Here is a 17843-nt window from a genome sequence, read left to right as displayed (position 1 = left end):
AACGAGCCTTTTTTTGTAAAAGGCTCGTTTTTCTTATTAATCGATATCTTTTCTGTTTTTTCCTTTAATAAATCGATACGCCAAGTATGCAATATAGAGCGGGGTTGCAATGTAAATCAAATATGGAAATTGTCCATAGGTGCCTTTGTAAATGACATATAAAAGGCAGCCTAGAAATAAAGTAACAATCGTTCCGTATTTTGGAAGAGGTATTTCTTTAAAGCTTGGTATCCTAATTCTACTCACCATTAAAAAACTCAATGCCATGAAAACCACGGTGGTAATAATATTCGGAATCTTATCTCCGAATAAGGTCAGTATGGCTAGTATGCCACCAGCAGCAGTTATTGGTACACCGATAAAATAATTGCTATTTGATTTATTTGTACTAATATTAAACCGGGCTAATCGATAGGCACCAAATAAAGGAAATAGTCCGGCAACCGCAAGCCCCAAAAACCCAAATTGAATAAAATATGTATAATAAACCAAAAATGATGGAGCAATTCCGAACGTTACAATATCCGCTAAAGAATCCAGTTCTTTTCCCAGAGTTGTATCAGCCTTCAACATTCTAGCCAATCGCCCATCCATACTATCCAACATCATTCCGATTAAAATTAAGATTGCTGCGTTACTATAATGGCCTTTTGCAGCAAATCCGATCGATAGGAACCCACAATATAGATTCCCTAAGGTAAACATATTCGGGATACTTTTTGTAAATCTCATCAATTATCATCACACTCCATAAACATTATTGGGCATCCCTATTTTTTTAAATAATTGGCTGTGTTAAGGCTCAATGTTGATCTTTTGCACAATGTTGATTGAAGTGGAAGGCGCGAAGACTCCTGCGGGAGCAGCGGGACAGGTGAGACCCCACAGGCGCTTAAGCGCCGAGGAGGCTCACCGCCCGCCCCGCGGAAAGCGAAGCGTCTGGAACGGAAATCAACATTCTAGTTTAACAGAGCCAAAAAAATTTAATACCAAAAATAATTAAATAAACCGAATTTAAGGGTAGCTTAATAAAACACTACATTATTATAACACTTTATTCATTATTGATTTTTCCGAAAAATATCAAACCCCCATTGAACTTTAATTTATTTTATATATAATAATAGTGAGTAATCACTCACACATCGTTTTAGAGGAGGTTTATTGATGACATCTACGATTGTTATTAAAGAAGTGAGCAAAAGTTTTGGAAAAAAACGAGTCTTAAACAAGATTAATTTAACCGTGGAGCCCGGGCAAATATATGGTCTAATCGGGCCTTCTGGTTCAGGTAAAACCACTTTAGTTAAGATCATTGTTGGGATGGATCGTCCTTCCCAGGGCCATGTGCATGTACTGGATACAGCAGTTCCTAACTTGAACCTATTACAGAAAATTGGTTATATGGCACAAGCAGATGCTTTATATGCTGATTTAACTGGACAAGAAAATCTAGCCTTCTTCGCTTCCCTTTTTAAGCTAAAAAAAGATGTGCAAACCAAAAGAATTGCCTATGCAGCTGATTTAGTAAATTTAACATCCGAACTTAAAAAGAAAGTTCAGGACTATTCAGGTGGAATGAAACGCCGATTATCTCTCGCGGTTGCCTTAATCCAGGACCCGCAAGTACTTATATTAGATGAACCAACAGTAGGGATTGATCCTGAATTAAGACAATCGATTTGGGCAGAAATCCGACGTTTAAAAAAGGCTGGAAAAACCATTCTTGTCACCACACATGTGATGGACGAAGCAGAAAAATGTGACCAGCTAGCCATGATAAGAGATGGAGAAATGATCACAAGTGGATCACCAACAGAATTGAAAAACCAATTTGGAGTTTCTAGTTTAGAAGATGTCTTTTTAAAAGCCGGAGGTAAAAAGGGATGAGAACCATAGCATTAGTAAAGCGGATCATACATCAAATGTTACGTGATAAACGGGCCCTTGCATTAATGATGGTTGCACCATTAATCATTTTAACCCTCCTCCACTATTTACTTTCAGGCAATACAGTCGAACCTCGGCTTGGTGTTATTAATGGTGATGATACCCTTGTCGAACAATTAAAAGATAAAGATATAATTGTAAAACAATATGATCAAATAAAAAATACGAAGAAAGTCATAATAGATGATGAATTAGACGGGGTTCTGCAATTTAATGATGAAAAAATTAAACTGACGCTAAAAAATTCACAGCCTACCACAACAAAAGCCTTACAAATGAAAGTTGTACAAGCAATTGCGGCTGAGAATGCTATGAAACAGTCGAAAAATTTATCAAGCTTTATTCAAAATATTCAAAGTAAACTTCAAAGCGCTCCGGTCAAGATGGAGCAAGTAAAAGCTACCGATATCAGTACTTCATATATTTATGGCGATAAGGATACGACCTTTTTTGATCAGTTAAGTCCGATTTTAGTTGGTTTCTTTGTCTTTTTCTTCGTTTTTCTCATTTCTGGAATTGCTTTATTACGAGAACGGACTACTGGTACACTTGATCGCTTAATGGCAACACCTATACAAAGACGAGACATTGTATTTGGGTATTTAATGGGATATGGCATATTTGCCATTATCCAAACGTTGATTGTTGTCTTTTATGCAACAAGGGTATTAGATATCATGCTTATTGGTTCATTATGGAACGTAATTTTAATCAATATAATCTTAGCACTTGTTGCTTTGTCACTTGGTATTCTCCTATCAGCCTTCGCTAATTCGGAATTCCAAATGATGCAGTTTATCCCAATCGCCATCATTCCTCAAGTCTTTTTCGCTGGTATTTTCCCATTTGAGGGAATGCCTAATTGGATGCAAATGATTGCTAAATGCATGCCAATGTACTATGGCGGCGATGCACTAGTTAGTGTCATGTATAAAGGCTTAGGATTAAGTGACATTTTGAACGATTTACTTGTGCTATTAGGATTTGCACTTGTCTTTATTGTGTTAAATATATTCGCTTTAAAGAAGTACAGAAAAATTTAACCTACAAGTTCTAAACTTTTAATCACATTCGTTATAAAATGATTTATTAACTAGTATGGTTCTAAAGGAGTTTACCATGTCTGAAGAAGAGATGATCATTCAGCAACTATTTGATGATGAAATAGGATTAACGGATAAGCAAAAAAAGATCATTATCGCAGCCATTGAATCATTTTCCGAAAAAGGTTACGCTGCTACCTCGACTAGTGAAATTGCTAAAAAGGCAGGAGTCGCAGAAGGGACAATTTTTAGACACTACAGCACGAAAAAAGAGCTGTTGATGTCAATTGTTACCCCACTCATGACAAAAATGATTGCTCCGTTTATTATTAATGATTTTAATAAAGTATTGGATCGCAAATATGACCGAGTGGAGGATTTTCTGAGAGAGACAATTGAAAACCGGAGAGAGGTTATTATTAAGCTTCTTCCCGTTATTAAAATCATGCTACAGGAAATCCCATTCCAACCAGAATTAAGAGCCCAATTTATTGAAAGTATTGCTAAAAAAACATTTGAGCGGGTGTCGAGCATCATCCAAAGCTATCAAGACAAAGGACAATTGATTGAAATGCCATCTGCAAGTGTTACCAGACTTACTATTACCAGTATCTTTGGCTACTTTGTATCCCGTTATATCTTTTTCCCAGAAATGGAATGGGATGATGAGCTCGAAACCGAACGAACTATTCAATTTATCATGCATGGGTTGGGTAAAAAAGAATGAATACCAACGACGACAAAAGGGATAATTTCACCCTTTTGTCTTTTTTTAAATCAAAAAAAGATACTTCAGTAAATGAAGTATCGCAATATTGTTAAGGTTTTATTTGGTGAATTTTTTTGCATATAACTCATCATTAGTAGAACTATTTTATAAGCGAAGTAGCCCAAAATCCCACCAAAAGTATTTAAAATTAAATCGTCGACATCAAAACTTCCAAATCCAGTTAAGAATTGAAGACCTTCATATACAAAACTTAAATAACATGTTGCAATCAAGACCATTATTAGTTTCTGAAACCTTTTCACTAACATGGGGAGGATGAAACCGAACGGAACAAAACCGATAATATTTCCAACTAGGTTTTCTATTCGAATGTTTAAATTAAGATTTTCTGCGTTCCAATATAATTGTATCGTTTTAAATGGGATAAGGTTACTGCCATTCCAACGATGTGCATAAAATCCAAAATTAGTAAGATTGGTTATCTCTGATATAGGAATATATTTAAATAAAATTAGTTTCGTAAGGACCGCTAGATATAGGACAAATAGCATGGTTAATAACAATTTCATAAAAAATCGCATTCGTTTATAACTCCTAATGAAATTTGGATAAGCCTATTTACTGTACCATATTTTTAACATTAGGTGGGGTCTTAAAAATGTTTATCTTAGAAATTTTTTATCACAAAACTCACTTTCGTTTCAGTAATGGTTTTAACTATGTTTATGCCTAAAATAGGAAGTTTAAAATTAGTCCTAATATTACGATTAGGACTGTGAATCCAATGATAGTATAGCCTATATAGCGGATTCCTTTAGGTAGGGTACTTAGATTAAGATTTTCCTTTTTATAAACTCCACCAGCTTCAATTCTCTGTAAGTCTTCAATCGGGGTAAACAATTTATCTTCTTCTAAATTATGAAATTCTTCAGTTGATTGAGATTCATGAGTTTGTTTAATTTTACTCACCCTCCTAAAATAGTTAATTATACTAACCTATTCTATTTATGTTTTTAAATTCCCTTTTAATTGAGATGGTATTTGTCTTTAGTATTTATGGAGTAACCTACTCCTATTTAAGCGGCATTTGTCAGCCACCTTCAATGCAGGTTTTAGCAGAACTTCCGACAATCTCATTTAATTCAATAAGGAGAGTGGCTAGAGGATCGGTTTCAATAAATGATTCCAATGTCTGTTCAGTAAGCGGTACAAGATGTTTTTCAAAAATAGTTAAAGTATTTCCCCATACATCAACGATGGCTTTGGGTGACATATTAGATTGAATGACCATATTAATTCCTCCTTTTTTAGTGCCGTGGGGCAAACAAAATTACTGAAGCACCAATTAAGCAGATTCCAGCACCAACCCAATCATAAACATCAGGTGATTTTTTATCTATACCCCAGCCCCAAAGCACAGAAAGTACGATAAAGATTCCTCCATAGGCGGCATAAACTCTACCAAACGAGGGGAATTTTTGAAATGTAGCGATTATACCATATAAAACTAAAACGATTCCTCCCAAAATACCCCATGATAATGGCTTACCCTCTCTTAACCATAACCAAATAAGATAACCTCCACCAATTTCGGCTAAACCTGCAAGTATAAACAATACAAATGCATTAAATATTAAAATCACGTCCCTAACTAGACAATTTATAGAAATGATAACCCATTATTATTATTATTATATATTTTTACTCCGATTCGAAGAAATAAAAAATTATCAATTCTAGAAATGGCTTACATCCTCTATTCGCTAACAGTTTATTTTTAATGTTTTTGAACTGCAAGTTCCTCAAAAACTCTTTTTTTAAAACATATTATCTATCGAATTAATTCTTTTAAAAAAGCAATTCACATAGTAAGCTGGGAAAAACCGAGTATAATAGATATAAGGTTTTTTTAAGGGGGAAAGGTTTTTGTCTAGACAAATAGAATTGGTCATCTTTGATATGGACGGTTTAATGTTTGATACAGAAAAAATCGGGCATCAAGCTTGGGAACGTGTTGCTGAAAAATATCATTTTCCCTATTCACTGGATATAACAAAACGTTATATCGGGAAAAATCACAATGCTATTATTTCAGTTTTAAAATCAGAGTTTGGTGATAATGCTCCTGTTGAAAAATGGCATCGTGAATCGTGGGAAGTCCGAAAAGAGATATATTTAGAAAATGGAACACTGGGAATTAAACCCGGATTGATTGAGCTTTTAACGTTTTTAAAAGAGGTCAATATGAAAATGGCTGTTGCTTCATCTAGCGGGTTTTCTGATATCGTTCACCACATCAATCACGAGGGACTGAGTGATTATTTTGATTTTATTATTGGGGGTGACCAGGTAAAGGAAAGTAAGCCAAATCCCGAGATATTTTTAACACCATGTAAAACATTTAATGTTTTGCCAGAAAATGCGCTCGTCCTTGAGGATTCTTATAATGGATTTTTGGCATCCAAGGCTGCAGGTATACCTGTTATTATTGTCCCAGATCTATTGGAACCGTCACAGGATGTTTTAGCCGAAGCTGCAGGAGTGTACCCAAGTTTGCATGAAGTGAAAACATATATCGAATCATTTTTTGTTTTGCAACCGTAGCTTGATAACTTTAGCTACGGTTTTTATTTTTAAATAGTAACTTTCACAATCTTTATTTCCAGCATTATTCGCCAAAAAACCTCCTAGATAAATGTCCAGGAGGTTTCTTTACTTACTTTCTATCTAACTTTTATAAAGGAATTTTCTAGTTTCTATATTCTACTTCCGCCCCACATTTAACCTCGGAAAATCTATGAAAAAATGCGGTGATAAAACAAACACCGATCAAATACTAATAATAAATCTATATTGTGATTTCGGATTATCGCAAAAAACCAACGAGTAAATGAGTTACACATTCAAATTCTATCCGATAGAATTATAAAAATTTTGGCATTTTATATTTTTTCATTTCGACATTTTGCGTTCTTTACTAGGAAAAAGGTGTTCTTTATAATGAATATCTAAGAAGGAGGTGGAGGGGATTTACGCTTTCAGAGCACTTATTTTATTAAAAGCAGTGGAATACTAACGAAGGGTATGTGGCCTACTTTTAATAAAAAATAGAGTTAAATGAGCCCATTATCCTCGTTACCTCTGTCCAGTTAAGAGATTGGTTTAATCAAAAAAAGATCCTAGGAGAGTTGCTGATGGAAGATGATTAATGTCAAAAAGCGAAAGAATTTAAAATCAATTAGGAGAACTGTTCAACTCGCCGCTACTGCTGGACTATTAGTTGCCGCATTTGTTCCGTTTATCGGAAACAAACTGGAACCTATTGCACTAGCTGCTATGATGAATCCCGGAGGGACACCGGACTATTATCAAACGCCAAACTATGCCAACAGTCCACTTCCTGAGTTTGATGCAAACAGTAACATTGTCCCAGGTACGGGAATCCGCAAATTTGTGGATACTTTACCTGGTCTAGGTGCAACAAATTCGAATGATCTTGGACAGTATATCCCTGTTGCCGTTCCTGACACTACCACCTATCCTGGCTCAGATTATTACGAAATTTCACTAGTTGAGTATAAAGAGCAACTACATAAAGACCTCCCACCAACAACTCTACGTGGATACATGCAAACAAACACAACTGATCCCACTGTTAAAGACAAGCCCAGTTATTTTGGACCAACAATCGTCGCCCAAAAAGATCGTCCTGTTCGCGTAAAATTTACAAACAAGCTTCCTACGGGCACCGGGGGCGACTTGTTTCTTCCTGTAGATACTTCATTGATGGGAGCCGGAATGGGGCCGGACGGAAAGAATATGTATACCCAAAATAGGGCTACTCTCCATTTACATGGTGGTGTTACCCCATGGATTAGTGATGGAACTCCTCATCAATGGATTACACCTGATGGTGAAAACACTCCATATCCGAAAGGTGTAAGTGTTAAAAATGTGCCCGACATGCCAGATCCAGGGCCGGGCTCCATGACATTCTTTTATACAAATCAACAGAGTGCAAGAGTGATGTTTTACCATGATCATTCTTATGGGTTAACCCGATTAAATATTTATGCTGGGGAGGCTGCTGGATACCTTATTCGCGATCAAGTTGAGAAAGACCTGATTGACAGAGGAATCATTCCAAAAGACGAAATCCCTTTATTTATCCAAGATAAAACATTCGTTCCTACGGATAATCAGTTAGCAGCTACTGATCCAACATGGGACAAAACTAAATGGGGTGGCTTAGGTAACCTTTGGTTCCCACATGTTTACATGCCAAACCAAAACCCTTATGATCTTTCAGGTGCTAACCCGATGGGGCGTTGGGATTATGGTCCTTGGTTTTGGCCGCCAAATACTGGATTGAAAAGCGGACCTGTACCGAATCCGCTAGCTGGACAGTCAGGCCAACCACCTATGAACCCTGGCACACCAAATATATCTGCAGTTCCGGAAGGTTTTATGGATACTCCATTAGTCAACGGGACTGCCTATCCATCGCTTACAGTTGATCCGAAAGCCTATCGCTTCCGAATCCTGAATGCTTCGAATGATCGAAACTGGAATTTACAGTTTTACAAAGCTAAATCAAACGGGCAAATGTGGAACGCAGACGGTACTCTCAACGATGCAAATGCAGGAGAAATTCCTATTGTTGATGCCGTTAAGAATGCTAGTTATCCCTCTACCTGGCCAACAGATGGAAGAGATGGCGGAGTTCCAGATCCAGCAGCTGCCGGTCCAAACATGGTTCAAATTGGCAATGAAAGTGGTTTCCTAACAAATGCTGTAGAACTTCAAAATCAGCCTATCAACTATGAATACGGAAGAAGAAGCATCACGGTTCTAAACGTGTCAACTAAGACTCTACTATTAGCACCTGCTGAAAGGGCAGATGTAGTCGTAGATTTCAGCAAATATGCAGGCCAAACTCTCATTCTTTATAATGATGCACCTGCTCCAGTTCCAGCCTTTGATCCACGCTATGATTATTATACAGGCGATCCTGATCAATCTGCCACTGGTAATAATACTGGTGGAGCACCAACAACACAGCCTGGATACGGTCCAAATACTCGAACTGTTATGCAGATTAAAGTGGCGCCGGCAACCGCTACTACCACCGATACAACTCAAACAACATTAGATTCTTTAAAAACAGAGATACCAAAAGCATTTGCTGCAGGGCAAAATAAGCTTATTGCTCCAGATCCAAACACATATGGAACGATTCAAGATTCAACACTTACATTTACACCTCCAGGCGCTACATCACCCGTCACATTAAATGAAGAACCAAAAGCGATCGCCGAGGAGTTTGAAACAAATTACGGACGGATGAATGCAACACTTGGAGTTGAACTGCCTAACACCAACTTTCAAAATCAAACGACCATTATGCTGGGATACATCGACCCTTCAACCGAGAATCTAACCGATGCAGCAACACCGCTAACTCCTCCATCCGGTGATGGTACACAGATTTGGAAGATTACTCACAATGGTGTGGATACACACGCGATTCACTTCCACCTGTTCGATGTCCAGCTTATAAACCGCGTTGGTTGGGATGGATCAATACGATTCCCTGATGGCAATGAAAGAGGCTGGAAGGATACAGTTCGAATGAATCCGTTAGAGGATACCATTATTGCCCTTAGGCCAGTAGCACCAAAACTACCTTTTGCGCTTCCAGACAGTATCCGCCTTCTTGATCCAACAATGCCTGAAGGTTCGACAATGGGCTTTATGGGGGTTGATCCAAAAACCGGGAACCCGATGACAGTTACGAATAAATTAACTAACTTTGGCTGGGAATATGTGTGGCACTGTCATCTTTTAGGACATGAAGAAAATGATATGATGCGTCCGATTGCTTTTTCAGTAGCACAAAAGGTTCCAAACGCTTCAACTTTAACTGGAGCAAGGACCGATGGCGGACCTGTTAGTCTAACTTGGACGGATCCGACTTCTGTTATTTTGTCCGATTTGAATACTTTAGGGAATCCATCCAACGAAATAGGCTACAAGATCCAGCGTGCACCAGTTACAAATGGAAAACTTGGCACCTATGCCGATATCGGGACAGCATTGGCAAATATGACTAGTTTCACAGACTCTACCGTCGACACTAACACTGACTACAGCTATCAGGTAGTTGCGTTTAATGCCATAGGTGAGACCATTTCTAATGTTGTAAGCACACCAGGTGTTCCTTTAGCTCCTGCTGCTCCGACTAGTCTAACTGCGGTTCAGTCAGGCACGCAAATAGATCTTGCTTGGACTGATAATTCCCAGAATGAAACTGGTTTTATCGTTGAACGATCTTCGGACGGAATCAACTTTGCGGTGATTTCCACTCTTGGAGCAAATGCTGTAAGTTTCAGCGATCCTAACCTTACACCTGGAACATACACCTATCGGGTTAAAGCTATAAACGGAGATTTGGCATCTGATTACTCAAATACCACTAGCGCAACGTTAGTATCAACTCCTGTTGTACCTGCTGCTCCGAACAATCTAATAGCATCCTTGCAGCCTGGACCAGCAGTGAAGTTAACTTGGACAGATAATGCCACAAATGAGACTGGCTTTATCCTTGAACGTTCTACAAATGGTGGTACCTACACCGTTATTGCAACGCTAGATCAAAATCCTGCAACTGGTGATGTAAATTTCACAGATTCAACGGTAGTAGCTGGTATAAGTTATAATTACCGGGTCAAGGCAGTAAACGGCAACTTGTCATCCAACTATTCAAAGAGCGTACAAATAAGTATTCCAACTCCGCCTAAAGCACCAACAGGACTGCAGGCACAAACCAAAAGAGGAACGACCACAGATACTGTTTCCTTGTCCTGGAATAAACCACCAGGATTGGTTACCCAATATGTCGTTCAATATGCAAACGATTCAGCATTTACACAAAACCTTGTATCTGCAAATGTTACTAAGGCAAATTATCAAATTACTGGATTAGCAAGAAATAAGACCTTTTACTTTAGGGTGCAGGCAATTAATCAGAGTGGGTCGTCTCCTTGGTCAAGAAATCTTATTGTACGCACACCTTAAGCGTTCATGTGATGGTACAACAACATGCATGGGAAGTATCCGATTATGCCTTTAGTTATAATTAAAAATATTCCCATGCATGTGCTGTCCAAAAAATAGGTAAAGGAGGTAAATGAATGAGGAAAAAAGTTCTCATAGCTTCTTTAATTGCTGGAGTGCTTATTTTAGGCTTCACAGCTGCAATTTTGCTTAATCACCCTGCTTTTGCTAAAAATGAACAAACAATCGCAAAAGCAAACGAAACTAGAATGTCTAAATACACTCCCCCTAAAAAACAACATTCTACTACGAGTGTTCGCAAAAGCCGATTAAAACAAATGAATATCGTTAGTGAGGCGGCCACCGTTTTAAACGTTTTACCAATAACGATAATAGACGAAATGAAGAAAGGGAAAACACTTCCTCAAATTGCTCAAGATAAAGGATTAACGGAAAAGGAATTCACCCAAAAATTAACAAACCTTGAAACTAAAATAGTAAATGATGCTGTTAGTGATGGGACAATTCCTAAAAAACATAAGGATGCAATTAATGCAGGAAAGTCAGAACGTTTGAAAAATGCTCTTAAAGCCAAAGCAGTTGACGCAAATGACCACGCAGCAATGGATATGGGTAATTAATTTGCATCATGAAGGTGCATCATGAACAAAAAACCCCAGCAACGGTAAAATGCTGCTGGGGTTTTTTTGTTTTCTTCAATTACCCCCTTCTGGCTAATCCTTCGAAAAATTAATATTACTATGAAACTTACCAAATGGATTTATCGCTATTTTTACTCTATTCATTCTAGAAAAAAACGAATAGGAAGATCAATTAATTTCTCTATTTAATTAAAAATAAAAAATAATTTGAATTTTTAATAAATAAACTCTTGTTATACTATATTAAAATGTTTTATAATCTGTATTATAACAATTTTTAGATAACTAATTCAGGAGGCTATTTTTATGAAAAGTGCTTTAGAAGTAACAACAATTGAATCAATCGATACTAATGCTAATCTACAAAACTATGAAAACGTTGCCAAAGAGATGGATTGGAAGAATGTTGAACAGCATTTTACTTGGTCAACAACAGGTAAAGTCAACATGATCTATGAAGCAATTGATCGTCATGTAGATGAAGGAAAAGGCGATAAAAAGGCATTTATTTATTGTGACGATAGCCGTAATGAAGAATATACATTTTCCGATTTAAGAAACTTATCGTGTAAATTTGCGAATGGATTGCGCTCATATGGAGTTGAAAAAGGCGATAGAGCTTTCATTTTCATGCCACGTAGTCCTGAACTATACATTGCAATGTTAGGAATTTTAAGAATCGGGGCCATAGCTGGACCCATGTTTGAAGCATTTATGGAAGAGGCAGTTAAAGATAGACTACTAGATAGTGGCGCCAAGGTAGTTGTAACCACACCTGAACTTCTTAAAAGAATTCCAGTAAAAGATCTGCCAGATTTACAGTATGTTATTTTGGTCGGAGCTGACGAAGCAACCGCTGATAATCAAATCCTTTATCAAAATCTATTAGCAAGTTCCGATGAATATGTAATAGAGTGGGTTGACCGTGAGGATGGAATGTTGTTGATCTATACTTCAGGTTCTACAGGAAAACCTAAAGGTGTCTTGCAAGTTCACGATGCCATGATTCATCAGTATTTAGCAGGTAAATGGGTCTATGATTTAAAAGAGGACGATGTCTATTGGTGTACAGCAGATCCAGGCTGGGTAACTGGTACATCTGCCGGAATGTGGTCGCCTTGGTTGAACGGAGTTACCAATGTACTTCGCGGCGGACGATTTGACGCTAATGAATGGTTTTCTACATTAGAAAAGTATCAAGTATCCGTATGGTTTAGTGCACCAACAGCTTTCCGTTTGCTCATGAGCAGTGGAAATGAACTTCCAAAAAAATATGATATTTCTAAGTTACGCCATATTTTATCAGCAGGAGAGCCATTAAATCCTGAAGTAATCCGGTGGGGACTTGAAACACTAAATTTACGAATTCATGATAATTGGTGGATGACTGAAACTGGATCTTCTATTTGTGCAAATTTCCGTTGTAATCCAATCCGCCCAGGATCCATGGGAAAACCATTACCTGGTATCGAGGTTAGTATTATTGATGATCATGGAAATGAGCTTCCTCCTAACCATATGGGGAACCTTGCAATTAAACCACAATGGCCTGCCATGGTTCGAACTATATGGAATCACCCTGATCGTTATGAACAATATTTCTTAAAAGGTTGGTTTATAACAGGAGACTCAGCATATAAGGATACTGATGGGTATTTTTGGTTCGAAGGTCGGGTTGATGATGTAATCAACACATCAGGAGAACGAGTTGGGCCGTTTGAAGTAGAAAGCAAGCTAGTTGAGCATCCTGCTGTTGCAGAAGCAGGTGTTATCGGTGTACCAGATCCTGTTCGCGGTGAAATCATTAAAGCCTTCATCACATTGCGACCTGGATATGTTGAAAGTCAGGAATTGCTAGACGATATCCGAAACCTTGTTAAAACAAAACTTGCTGCCCACGCAGCACCTCGTTTATTTGAAATCCGTGAGTCCATTCCAAAAACACGCTCTGGTAAAATCATGCGGCGTGTTCTGAAAGCCTGGGAACTTGGACTTCCAACAGGTGATTTATCTACAATGGAAGATTAATACCTCAACCACTAAAGCGAACAGTGCCAGTCACTGTTCGCTTTTAATATAGTCATTTTATATCTTTTTATAGAAGATCAAATGTTTAGTTAGAGATGTCCTTATGTTAATGGACAAAGCTCAAAAAATCGCCATCACTTTCGGCATTAATCAACGATTTAAAAAGCAGCTAAATACTCAGCTGCTTTAAGGACTTATTAAAAAATTCTCCAAAATTTACTTGTTGATTACATTATTACTATATTAAAATAAGATTTTGCAACATAATATTGAAATATATAGTATTATTGGTATTGAGTGGGGAAATAGATCAGAATTTATTAGTTAGGTCTTATATCTTATTTTTTTCAATATCTTAATTCTCCCTCACTCTATCTTTATTAGAAAGGAAGTAATTATGAAGATTACACTAAAAAATGACGCAGGATTATCAAAGCAAGTTAAGGTTGGATTTAGTTGGACTACTTTCTTTTTTTGATTTTTTCCAGCATTATTCCGTGGAGATTTAAAATGGGCTGTAATAATGTTTGTTATTGAGGCAATTCTAGGCTCATTTACCTTGGGTATAGGCTCATGGATTAGTGGAGTGGTATTTTCCTTTGTCTATAACAAAATATACATTAAAGAATTAATAGAAAAAGGTTATAAACCTGTCAATGAAGAGGCACGAACTATCTTGGAACAAAAACAAATTTTATCAGCTTAATTTATTAAACGAACAAAATATATCCGTATCAGCATTTAAGTAATTCTAATAGCGGATAGGAAAACAACCTTACACTAAATTGAGTAAGGTTGTTTTCCTATTTTACTAAAATTCACAGAACTATTTGTTCAATTGTTGCCCCTCAAATATTTTAACATCTAATGGTTCAGTCAAGAGTTCTTTCGCTTTAGCACTAAATGATGTGAAATGCTCACTAGAATTATGACTAGCAACAGCTTGAATATCTTGCCAAACTTCAACCATTGTATATACATTTTCTTTTTCTGTATCTTTTTGAAGACCATAAAAAACATTTCCGCTTTCCGCTCTCGAAGCAGCAATCAACGGTTGAATCTCCTCCAAAAAAGTATCCTGCTCAGCTGAATTAACATGGAAAGTAGCATGAATAATAATCAATGTACATCATCCTTTCTTTTTCATGAATAAACTACAGGTCTCTTTCATTACTTCCATTGTGCGATTTTATCAATTGGAAGACGAACGGATGGATGTCCATTATCAGCTGCTTTACCGATTGAGATCAGCATAACTGGAACGTAACGATTTTTATCCAATCCAAATGCTTCTGCAATTTGGTCCTTTTCATAGCCCCCGATTGGATTTGTATCATATCCAAAAGCGCGTGCGGCTAACATTAACTGCATAGACACAAGCCCGCCATCCACCAAAACAACATCTTTCATATCTTCTCGTGAAATGGTTTCAAAATATCCAGAGAATGATGTAAGAATTTGTTCTTTTACTTCTAAAGGTAAAAGCCCCATCTCCACTGCTTTACCGTATATTTCTTCGGCATTATCAAAATTATTCAGATCACCAAATACGGCAATGACGGCAGAAGATGTTTCTACCTGATTTTGATTAAATCGCGCAAGTGGTGCAAGTTTCGCCTTTCCTTCTGCACTTTCAATCACAAGAAAGCGCCATGGCTGCATGTTAACAGAAGATGGAGCAAGTGTCGCTAATGTTAGGATCTCTTCCATTTCTTCATGGCTGATTTTTACGGATTTATCGTAATTTTTTATTGAACGGCGTCCTTTGATAATTTGATTGAAGTCATTAATTTTTTGTTTAGTATTCATTTTTGAATCTCTCCTCTTTTAATTCTAGGCTCTGTTAAACTAGAATGTTGATTTCCGTTCCAGGCGCTTCGCGCACCTTAGGGGCGGGCGGTGAGCCTCCTCGTCGCTAACTGCGGGGTCTCACCTGTCCCGCTACCCCCGCAGGAGTCTCGCGCCTTCCACTCCAATCAATATTGTGCAAAAAATCAACATTGAGCATTAACAAAGCCTAATTCTAAGAATTTTTATTCTATATCGTTAACTATGCAAACCGACAACCAAAAGATCGTTGTAAATTCTTCAAGCACTCAACCGCCATTTAAAGACCAAAGCCCATGGCCGATTCTTCAATTAAATATGAGGTCTTGTTTAGCTATAATTTCTATCAATGCTCTGGTTTAACTTTAGTTTATACATTTTAGACAAAAATGTTATAATAAGTCTAAGATGATAACTTTCTATAACCTTACTCCACTTTTAATTATTTGTAAACCAATAAGGCGTGTTATAAGAAAATTAAATTCTATAAAGTTTATGATATAATTTTTGGATAAAGGGAGTGGTGTTTTGAGAAAAATCGCACCTGAAGAAAGACTGATAATGCGACAATCCTATGTAAAAAAAATTATAAATGTGATTCGGACTCAGGGATTCCTATCCCTTACCATTCAAGATATTGCTCACTTGATGAATATGAGCCGAGCGTCCCTATATAACTACTTTTCTTCAAAGGAAGACATCGTCATGGAATTGACCAATTTCTGCATCACTTATATCTATGAAGCCGGTCAAACGATTTCCAATGAAGAATTATCCTATCCACTTCGTCTGCAAAAAGTGTTTGAACAAGCTGTTTTTTCAGCTTTTTATGCCTCAGATATTTATTTGAATGATCTAAAGAGAAGCTGTGCGCCTCTTTATGAAAAAAAGATGCAGTCAAGAAAAGAACAATTGTCCACCCTTCATTCATTTTATCGTAGTGGCATGAATGAAGGAATTTTTAATGAGCTGAATCCTGCGCTCCTCATTATGCAAGATGAAACTGTATTAAGAAGACTGGCGAATTCCCCTTTTTTAATGGAAGAGGAACTCTCATTGAAACAGGCTCTGTGCGATTATTATGAGGCGAAAAAGTTCCAGGTGCTGAGGCCCAAATTCTTAAAAAACAGGGATAACGAGGATACTACTGAAATGGTGGATCGCATTCTTCAAAAACTTGTAATGGCTTAATAATTCTCGGAAACGTACTGCTTTACTTAGCTGGAGTGGAAAAAGCTTTCATAACCAATCCCCCCTATAAACCGAGGAAAAATTAAGTCGAAAATTGTGGACATGCATTTTGTTTTATTAAAAGAATGGATGGATTTAGGTTACAAAATAGGCGTGGGGGCACATTAAACAAAAATATTTTTTTAATGTATGTCCAAATACCTATTCCCGGTGCGGTCTCCCAACATATTAATATATTAATTTTTAAAAAAAAGGGGATGGCTTGATGGCTTCTGAAGCAGACTTTTCTACTTCTAAACATCCTGAAGGTTCAACACCAATCCTTACTGTAAATATACCGGGTGGACTGGCTATTAACTTATTGGGCATAATTGCCGAAACTTGCCCAATTTGTTTCAGCGTGTTTCCGATTTACCCCGACCCACTAATCTTACTAGTAGAAGACAAAGCTACAAATGCTTTAGGACCCGAAAGCCGCGGCTCCTATACGCCAGAGTCCCACGCATTTCCTCTTGTTACTAGCATTGCAACGGGTACCTCTGAAAATGTTAGTGATTGTCCATTCAAAGAAAAGTTGATTCCTTGTAGACACAGTAGCAGTGGTTTTGGAGCATCGAAATCGATACAACGGCCAAAGCCTTCTAAACACCTAAAACCTTTGAAACCACCAAAGCCCTTAAAATATCCAAAACCTCTGAATCCTCCAAAGCCCTTAAAACATCCCAAACCTCTGTCCAAAACCCTGCCGTTAAAACTAGTAAAAAAAGTGCAAGACATAAAAAATAATTGTAATCCTGGATTACAATTATTTTTTCGGTAATTTGGTCCTTTTTTAATGAATTAAAAAAAACTTGTCCATATACCTATACACCCTTAACTTTCTTTCATAGATATATATTAATTCTATTAAGAAAGGGGGAATGACCTTTGGCAGTACAAACAAATTGTAATCCTCAGAGCCCGAACTTCTGTACTCCTCCGGCAGGTTCGACACCGATTCTGACTGTTAGCATTCCGGGTGGACTAGCCATTAATTTGCTAGGTATTCACGTCGATGTTTGCCCAGTCTGTGTAACTGTTTATACTGAAGGTACGGGTGTACTTTCAACTCAGCAAACAGCGATTGTTAACAACCTTCTACAAGCTGTTCACAATTTAATTCCAAGCATTCCTACTGTTTAACAGGAACGAATAGGAAGATATACAAAATCACCTTTAAAAGCCATGAGTTTTCCTCATGGCTTTTTGCCGCTTCTCTTTAGTATATGAGCGGACATGATAAAAGCGTTTGCATAATTTGAAATCTAAGTTATAATACTTGTATACAAGTATACAAGAATAAATTTAAGAGGGTGA

General features: G+C 37.3%; 18 protein-coding genes. 11 read left to right on the top strand and 7 right to left on the bottom strand.

What is annotated here, in order from left to right; all coding sequences use genetic code 11:
• Nucleotides 1-36 precede the first annotated feature (36 nt).
• Nucleotides 37-732 carry a CDP-diacylglycerol--serine O-phosphatidyltransferase gene (pssA, locus tag B1NLA3E_RS03440; protein WP_015592465.1) on the bottom strand — a complete coding sequence of 232 codons (696 nt, stop codon included), beginning with the start codon at nt 730-732 and terminating at the stop codon, nt 37-39.
• 435 nt (nt 733-1167) lie between these two features.
• Between pssA and B1NLA3E_RS03435 the strand changes: the two genes are divergently transcribed.
• The 3 genes from B1NLA3E_RS03435 to B1NLA3E_RS03425 all read left to right on the top strand — a co-directional run bounded on the left by B1NLA3E_RS03435 (nt 1168) and on the right by B1NLA3E_RS03425 (nt 3720).
• The gene (locus B1NLA3E_RS03435) at nt 1168-1890 is read left to right on the top strand and encodes an ABC transporter ATP-binding protein (protein ID WP_015592464.1); all 723 of its coding nucleotides are present in this window, start codon (nt 1168-1170) and stop codon (nt 1888-1890) included.
• A complete protein-coding gene (locus B1NLA3E_RS03430; RefSeq protein WP_015592463.1) occupies nt 1887-2993 on the top strand; it encodes an ABC transporter permease in 1107 nt (368 codons plus the stop codon). The genes B1NLA3E_RS03435 and B1NLA3E_RS03430 overlap by 4 nt, the downstream gene beginning before the upstream one ends.
• Before the next feature lie 76 nt (nt 2994-3069).
• The gene (locus B1NLA3E_RS03425) at nt 3070-3720 is read left to right on the top strand and encodes a TetR/AcrR family transcriptional regulator (protein WP_015592462.1); all 651 of its coding nucleotides are present in this window, start codon (nt 3070-3072) and stop codon (nt 3718-3720) included.
• A 65-nt stretch (nt 3721-3785) separates the two neighbouring features.
• Here B1NLA3E_RS03425 and B1NLA3E_RS03420 read toward each other — a convergent pair whose 3' ends face one another.
• The 4 genes from B1NLA3E_RS03420 to B1NLA3E_RS03405 form a co-directional block, all read right to left on the bottom strand.
• Nucleotides 3786-4304, bottom strand: coding sequence for a VanZ family protein (locus tag B1NLA3E_RS03420; protein WP_015592461.1), 519 nt, complete (start codon nt 4302-4304; stop codon nt 3786-3788).
• A 148-nt stretch (nt 4305-4452) separates the two neighbouring features.
• Entirely contained in the window at nt 4453-4692 is a 240-nt protein-coding gene (locus tag B1NLA3E_RS03415; protein WP_041580267.1) for a hypothetical protein, read from the bottom strand.
• Nucleotides 4693-4813: 121 nt separating this feature from the next.
• On the bottom strand, nt 4814-5014 hold the full coding sequence (locus B1NLA3E_RS03410; RefSeq protein WP_015592460.1) for a hypothetical protein: 201 nt from the start codon (nt 5012-5014) through the stop codon (nt 4814-4816).
• A gap of 16 nt (nt 5015-5030) precedes the next feature.
• Complete coding sequence (locus tag B1NLA3E_RS03405) at nt 5031-5366, bottom strand: YnfA family protein (protein WP_015592459.1); 336 nt, start codon at nt 5364-5366, stop codon at nt 5031-5033.
• A gap of 283 nt (nt 5367-5649) precedes the next feature.
• Here B1NLA3E_RS03405 and B1NLA3E_RS03400 point away from each other — a divergent pair, with 283 nt between their 5' ends.
• From B1NLA3E_RS03400 to B1NLA3E_RS25940, 5 genes are all read left to right on the top strand, one after another.
• Nucleotides 5650-6327, top strand: coding sequence for an HAD family hydrolase (locus B1NLA3E_RS03400; RefSeq protein WP_015592458.1), 678 nt, complete (start codon nt 5650-5652; stop codon nt 6325-6327).
• A gap of 597 nt (nt 6328-6924) precedes the next feature.
• Nucleotides 6925-10800: a fibronectin type III domain-containing protein gene (locus tag B1NLA3E_RS03395; RefSeq protein WP_015592457.1), complete on the top strand. Its 3876-nt coding sequence runs from the start codon at nt 6925-6927 to the stop codon at nt 10798-10800.
• Between the two features lie 116 nt (nt 10801-10916).
• Entirely contained in the window at nt 10917-11420 is a 504-nt protein-coding gene (locus B1NLA3E_RS03390) for a hypothetical protein (RefSeq protein ID WP_015592456.1), read from the top strand.
• A gap of 327 nt (nt 11421-11747) precedes the next feature.
• Complete coding sequence (gene acsA / locus B1NLA3E_RS03385; RefSeq protein WP_015592455.1) at nt 11748-13469, top strand: acetate--CoA ligase; 1722 nt, start codon at nt 11748-11750, stop codon at nt 13467-13469.
• Between the two features lie 523 nt (nt 13470-13992).
• Nucleotides 13993-14175 carry a hypothetical protein gene (locus B1NLA3E_RS25940; protein ID WP_015592454.1) on the top strand — a complete coding sequence of 61 codons (183 nt, stop codon included), beginning with the start codon at nt 13993-13995 and terminating at the stop codon, nt 14173-14175.
• A 120-nt stretch (nt 14176-14295) separates the two neighbouring features.
• Here B1NLA3E_RS25940 and B1NLA3E_RS03375 read toward each other — a convergent pair whose 3' ends face one another.
• Nucleotides 14296-14592, bottom strand: coding sequence for a putative quinol monooxygenase (locus B1NLA3E_RS03375; RefSeq protein WP_015592453.1), 297 nt, complete (start codon nt 14590-14592; stop codon nt 14296-14298).
• 47 nt (nt 14593-14639) lie between these two features.
• Entirely contained in the window at nt 14640-15278 is a 639-nt protein-coding gene (locus B1NLA3E_RS03370) for a nitroreductase family protein (RefSeq protein ID WP_015592452.1), read from the bottom strand.
• A gap of 546 nt (nt 15279-15824) precedes the next feature.
• On the opposite strand from B1NLA3E_RS03370, the gene B1NLA3E_RS03365 reads away from it, so the two are divergent.
• From B1NLA3E_RS03365 to B1NLA3E_RS03355, 3 genes are all read left to right on the top strand, one after another.
• Complete coding sequence (locus B1NLA3E_RS03365) at nt 15825-16487, top strand: TetR/AcrR family transcriptional regulator (RefSeq protein ID WP_015592451.1); 663 nt, start codon at nt 15825-15827, stop codon at nt 16485-16487.
• A gap of 265 nt (nt 16488-16752) precedes the next feature.
• Entirely contained in the window at nt 16753-17307 is a 555-nt protein-coding gene (locus tag B1NLA3E_RS03360) for a hypothetical protein (protein ID WP_041580266.1), read from the top strand.
• A 107-nt stretch (nt 17308-17414) separates the two neighbouring features.
• Nucleotides 17415-17669, top strand: a complete 255-nt coding sequence (locus B1NLA3E_RS03355) for a hypothetical protein (protein ID WP_041580265.1) — start codon at nt 17415-17417, stop codon at nt 17667-17669.
• Nucleotides 17670-17843 lie beyond the last annotated feature (174 nt).

It is taken from the genome of Bacillus sp. 1NLA3E, assembly GCF_000242895.2.
GTDB lineage: Bacteria > Bacillota > Bacilli > Bacillales > Cytobacillaceae > Bacillus_BU.
The sequence above is the reverse complement of the archived record's forward strand: the minus strand, read 5'-3'. Positions and strand labels throughout refer to the sequence as shown.

What these genes read in the sequence shown, in the direction of transcription:
- acsA (WP_015592455.1), top strand. Translation starts at nt 11,748, where the DNA reads ATGAAAAGTGCTTTAGAAGTAACAACAATTGAATCAATCGATACTAAT.
- B1NLA3E_RS03395 (WP_015592457.1), top strand. Translation starts at nt 6,925, where the DNA reads ATGATTAATGTCAAAAAGCGAAAGAATTTAAAATCAATTAGGAGAACT.
- B1NLA3E_RS03370 (WP_015592452.1), bottom strand. Translation starts at nt 15,278, where the DNA reads ATGAATACTAAACAAAAAATTAATGACTTCAATCAAATTATCAAAGGA.
- B1NLA3E_RS03360 (WP_041580266.1), top strand. Translation starts at nt 16,753, where the DNA reads ATGGCTTCTGAAGCAGACTTTTCTACTTCTAAACATCCTGAAGGTTCA.
- B1NLA3E_RS25940 (WP_015592454.1), top strand. Translation starts at nt 13,993, where the DNA reads ATGTTTGTTATTGAGGCAATTCTAGGCTCATTTACCTTGGGTATAGGC.
- B1NLA3E_RS03430 (WP_015592463.1), top strand. Translation starts at nt 1,887, where the DNA reads ATGAGAACCATAGCATTAGTAAAGCGGATCATACATCAAATGTTACGT.
- pssA (WP_015592465.1), bottom strand. Translation starts at nt 732, where the DNA reads ATGAGATTTACAAAAAGTATCCCGAATATGTTTACCTTAGGGAATCTA.
- B1NLA3E_RS03425 (WP_015592462.1), top strand. Translation starts at nt 3,070, where the DNA reads ATGTCTGAAGAAGAGATGATCATTCAGCAACTATTTGATGATGAAATA.
- B1NLA3E_RS03390 (WP_015592456.1), top strand. Translation starts at nt 10,917, where the DNA reads ATGAGGAAAAAAGTTCTCATAGCTTCTTTAATTGCTGGAGTGCTTATT.
- B1NLA3E_RS03410 (WP_015592460.1), bottom strand. Translation starts at nt 5,014, where the DNA reads ATGGTCATTCAATCTAATATGTCACCCAAAGCCATCGTTGATGTATGG.
- B1NLA3E_RS03420 (WP_015592461.1), bottom strand. Translation starts at nt 4,304, where the DNA reads ATGCGATTTTTTATGAAATTGTTATTAACCATGCTATTTGTCCTATAT.
- B1NLA3E_RS03435 (WP_015592464.1), top strand. Translation starts at nt 1,168, where the DNA reads ATGACATCTACGATTGTTATTAAAGAAGTGAGCAAAAGTTTTGGAAAA.